This window comes from Sphingomonas bacterium (assembly GCF_903644135.1).
Classification (GTDB): Bacteria; Pseudomonadota; Alphaproteobacteria; order Sphingomonadales; family Sphingomonadaceae; genus Sphingomonas.
The window spans coordinates 1-3,826 of the sequence record NZ_CAHJXA010000277.1 but is presented as its reverse complement, the minus strand read 5'-3'; the positions used below and the strand labels follow the sequence as shown (position 1 = coordinate 3,826).

Below are 3,826 nucleotides of genomic sequence, written 5' to 3'. Positions count from 1 at the left end.
CGTTGGCCGAGGCGGCCGACGGTACCGTGCTCGCGCCGATGCCGGGCCGGGTAATCGCGGTGGCCGTGGCGGCCGGCCAGACGGTCGCCAAGGGCGAGCGCTTGGTCGTGCTGGAGGCGATGAAGATGGAACAGGCGCTGCTCGCCCCATTCGACGGCATCGTCGCCGAGCTGAAGGTGGTCGAAGGCGGACAGGTGAGCGAAGGCGCGCCCCTCGTGCGGGTGGACAAGAGCGACACGACAAAGGCATGATCGACCGCGATCACCCCGCCCAACCCATGTTTCCGACAAAGGCACGGTCAAGCTGCGCAACCGTCTCAAAAGCGTAACTTTTCTCCCTCACCAAACAGGATCGGCCGCGCGTCGTCAACGAAGGTCACCCATGATCAGGACGATCGCTCTTGTGCTCGGCAGCACCGCCGCCGCTGCCGCGGCCGTCCCGGCCATCACCGGTGCTGGCGCGAGTTTCCCCGCGCCGCTCTACACCGCCTGGGCGTCGGCCTATCGGGCGCGAACGGGGCAGCCGCTCAGCTATCAGGCGATCGGCTCGGGCGGCGGCATCAAGCAGATCAGGGCCGGCACCGTCGACTTCGGTGCCACCGATCGGCCGCTCAAGGCCGCCGAGCTCGCCGCGTCGGGGCTGTACCAGTTCCCGACCGTGATCGGCGGCGTCGTGCCGATCATCAACCTGCCGGGGCTGCGCGCCGGCCGGCTGAAGCTCGACGGTCGTATCCTGGCCGACATCTTCCTTGGCAAGGTGACGCGCTGGAACGACCCGGAGGTTCAGCGCGCCAACCCGCAGCTGCGGCTGCCGCGCGTGCCGATCACGGTGGTGCATCGCTCCGATGGATCGGGCACCTCGTTCCTCCTCACCTCGTTCCTCGCCATGACCAGCCGCGAGTGGGCCGCCAGGGTCGGTGCGGGCGAGGCGGTCGCGTGGCCGACCGGGCTGGGCGGCAAGGGCAACGACGGGATCGCCGCCTTCGTCAAGCAGACGACCGGCGCGATCGGCTATGTCGAATATGCCTATGCGCGGCAGAACAACGCCACCCACGCGCTGGTCTGCAACCGCGCCGGCCATTGCCCGATCCCGGCCGCCGCCAGCTTCGGGGCAGCGGCGGCGGGTGCGTCCTGGGCCGCTGCGCCGGGCAACGACGTGCTGCTGCTCGACCAGCCGGACGAGGGAGCATGGCCGATCACCGGCGCGACCTTCCTGCTGATCCACCGACGGCAGGAGTATCCGCAGACCGCCGCGGCGGTGCTGGGGTTTGCGGACTGGGCGTTCCGGTCGGGCGACGCGGTGGCGGCGAAGCTTGGCTATGTGCCGCTGCCCGCCCCGGTGAAGGCGCTGATCCGCCGGCAATGGGCCGATGTCACCGCCGGCGGCAAGCCGGTCTACGTGCCGCTCTGAGCCGCGCGGGAGCATGATCGCGGCGGCACCCCTGCGCCACGACGGCGCAACCGGCGAGGCCGTGTTCCGCACGCTTTGCGCGGGTGCAGCGACGCTCCTGCTGGCGATCCTGGGCGGGGTGGTGGTCAGCCTGGCGGTCGGCGGCTGGCCGGCGCTGCACGCGTTCGGCTTCCGGTTCCTGACCAGTACCGCCTGGGACCCGGTGGCCGACGCCTATGGCGCTGGCGGCGCGATCGTGGGCACGCTCGCCACCTCGCTGCTGGCGCTGGCGCTCGCCCTGCCGCTGGCGATCGGCATCGCGGTATTCCTGACCGAGTTCTGCCCGACGCGACTGGCACGGCCGGTCGGCCTCGCGGTCGAGCTGCTCGCCGGCATCCCCTCGATCGTCTATGGCATGTGGGGCCTGTTCGTCCTCGCGCCGTGGTTCGCCCGCCACGTCCAGCTGCCGCTGATGATGAGCGCCGCCCCCGGTTCTTGGCAGGAGATGCTGACCCGCGGTGCGCCCAACGGGGCCAATCTCTCGACCGCATCGATGGTGCTGGCGATCATGATTCTGCCCTATATGGCGGCGGTGTTCCGCGAGCTGTTGCTGACCGTCCCGCCCGAAGTGCGCGAGGCGGGTTATGGCCTGGGGTGCACCTCGTTCGAGGTGATGCGCCGGATCGCGATCCCGTCGGTAGGGTCGGGAATGGTCGGCGTCGTCATGCTCGGCCTCGGCCGCGCGCTGGGGGAGACGATGGCGGTGACCTTCATCATCGGCAACTCGCACAGCCTGCCGCGCTCGCCGTTCGACAGCGGCTCCACCATCGCCTCGACGATCGCCAACGAGTTTGCCGAGGCGACCAGCGACCTGCACGCCTCGGCGTTGATCGCGCTCGGCTTGGTGTTGTTCCTGCTCAGTTTCGCGGTGCTGGCGACGGCGCGAGTGTTGCTGGCGCGAGGACGGCGATGACCGCCCGCAGCGCGCGTGCGACCCGGCGGCGGATCATCAACGCCGTGTTCGTGGCCGCGTGCGGCGCGGCGGCGCTGGTGGCGCTGATCGTGCTCGCCGCGATCCTTTGGTCGCTGGTGGCGCGGGGGCTGGGCGGGCTGACGCCAGCCTTGTTCGTGCGCGACACTCCCGGTCCCGGCGAGCCGGGCGGGCTGCGCAACGCGATCCTCGGCAGCCTGATGCTGTGCGGGCTCGGCATGGCGCTGGCGCTGGTCGTCGGCATCCTGGCGGGGACGTGGCTGGCCGAATATGGCGGCCGCACGCCGCTCGGCCATGGCGTGCGCCTGCTCAACGATGTGCTGCTGTCGGCCCCGTCGATCCTGATCGGGCTGTTCGTGTACGAGGCGCTGGTGGCGCATGTCGTCGGCCGGTTCTCGGCGCTGGCCGGCGCGGTGGCGCTGGCGATCATCGCTCTGCCGGTGGTGACGCGCACCACGGAGGACATGCTGGCGCTGCAACCTGCCGCGCTGCGCGAGGCGGGGATGGCGCTTGGGGCGACGCGGGCGCTGGTCACGCGGCGGATCGTCTGGCGCTCGGCGCTGGCGGGACTGGTCACGGCGGCGTTGCTCGCCTTCGCACGCATCTCGGGCGAAACCGCGCCGCTGCTGTTCACCAGCCTCGGCAACCAGTTCCTGTCCTTCTCTCCGAGCCAGCCGATCGCCAGCCTGCCGACGGTGATCTTCCAGTTCGCGCTGAGCGGCTATGACGACTGGCGGCAGCTGGCGTGGACCGGCGCGCTGCTGATCGCGGCGGCGGTGCTGGCGATCAGCGTCGCCGGCCGCCTCGTCACCAGAGGCGCGCGCCGGCCATGATCGAGCCCGGCATCGTCATCCACGATCGCGCGATCGTCCCGCCGCCGGCCGAGCGCGTCGTGCTGGAGGCGCGCGGCCTCGACTTCTTCTACGGGCGCACCCAGGCGCTGTTCGGCGTCGACCTCGCCGTCGAGCGCAACGCGATCACCGCGCTGATCGGGCCGTCGGGGTGTGGCAAATCGACGCTGCTGCGGGTCCTCAACCGCATCTACGAGCTGTACCCGCGTCAGCACGCGGTCGGCCGCGTCCTGCTCGACGGCGAGGACGTGCTCGCCGATCGCGCCAGCATCGCCCGCCTGAAGGCGCGCGACGGCGTCGCCGACGTGACCCGCGCGTCGGTCGACCTCGCCTATCTGCGCGCGCGGGTCGGCATGGTGTTCCAGCAGCCGACGCCGTTCCCGATGTCGATCTACGACAATATTGCCTTCGGCATCCGCCTCTATCGCAAGGTGCCGCGATCGGAGATGGACGGGCTGGTCGAGCGCGCGCTGCGCCGGGTCGCGCTGTGGGACGAGGTCAAGGACCGGCTGTCCGCCGCCGGCCGCAGCCTGTCGGGCGGCCAGCAGCAGCGGCTGTGCGTCGCCCGCGCGGGCGCGATCGATCCGCAGGGGCT

General features: G+C 71.2%; 5 protein-coding genes. All 5 read left to right on the top strand.

What is annotated here, in order from left to right; genetic code table 11:
- The coding region (locus HUU96_RS12875) for an acetyl-CoA carboxylase biotin carboxyl carrier protein subunit (protein WP_174293167.1) at nucleotides 1–251 on the top strand (251 nt) is incomplete at its 5' end.
- Between the two features lie 130 nt (nucleotides 252–381).
- On the top strand, nucleotides 382–1,410 hold the full coding sequence (gene pstS, locus HUU96_RS12870) for a phosphate ABC transporter substrate-binding protein PstS (RefSeq protein ID WP_174293166.1): 1,029 nt from the start codon (nucleotides 382–384) through the stop codon (nucleotides 1,408–1,410).
- Between the two features lie 13 nt (nucleotides 1,411–1,423).
- Nucleotides 1,424–2,362: a phosphate ABC transporter permease subunit PstC gene (gene pstC, locus HUU96_RS12865; protein ID WP_174293165.1), complete on the top strand. Its 939-nt coding sequence runs from the start codon at nucleotides 1,424–1,426 to the stop codon at nucleotides 2,360–2,362.
- Nucleotides 2,359–3,213, top strand: coding sequence for a phosphate ABC transporter permease PstA (pstA, locus tag HUU96_RS12860; protein ID WP_174293164.1), 855 nt, complete (start codon nucleotides 2,359–2,361; stop codon nucleotides 3,211–3,213). Before pstC ends, pstA begins: the two co-directional genes overlap by 4 nt.
- Nucleotides 3,210–3,826, top strand: a 617-nt coding sequence (locus tag HUU96_RS12855) for a phosphate ABC transporter ATP-binding protein (RefSeq protein WP_174293163.1), incomplete at its 3' end; no start/stop codon positions are given. The genes pstA and HUU96_RS12855, both read left to right, overlap by 4 nt.

Excerpts from the sequence above, each read along its gene's own strand:
- pstS (WP_174293166.1), top strand. The coding sequence starts at position 382 with ATGATCAGGACGATCGCTCTTGTGCTCGGCAGCACCGCCGCCGCTGCC.
- pstA (WP_174293164.1), top strand. The coding sequence starts at position 2,359 with ATGACCGCCCGCAGCGCGCGTGCGACCCGGCGGCGGATCATCAACGCC.
- pstC (WP_174293165.1), top strand. The coding sequence starts at position 1,424 with ATGATCGCGGCGGCACCCCTGCGCCACGACGGCGCAACCGGCGAGGCC.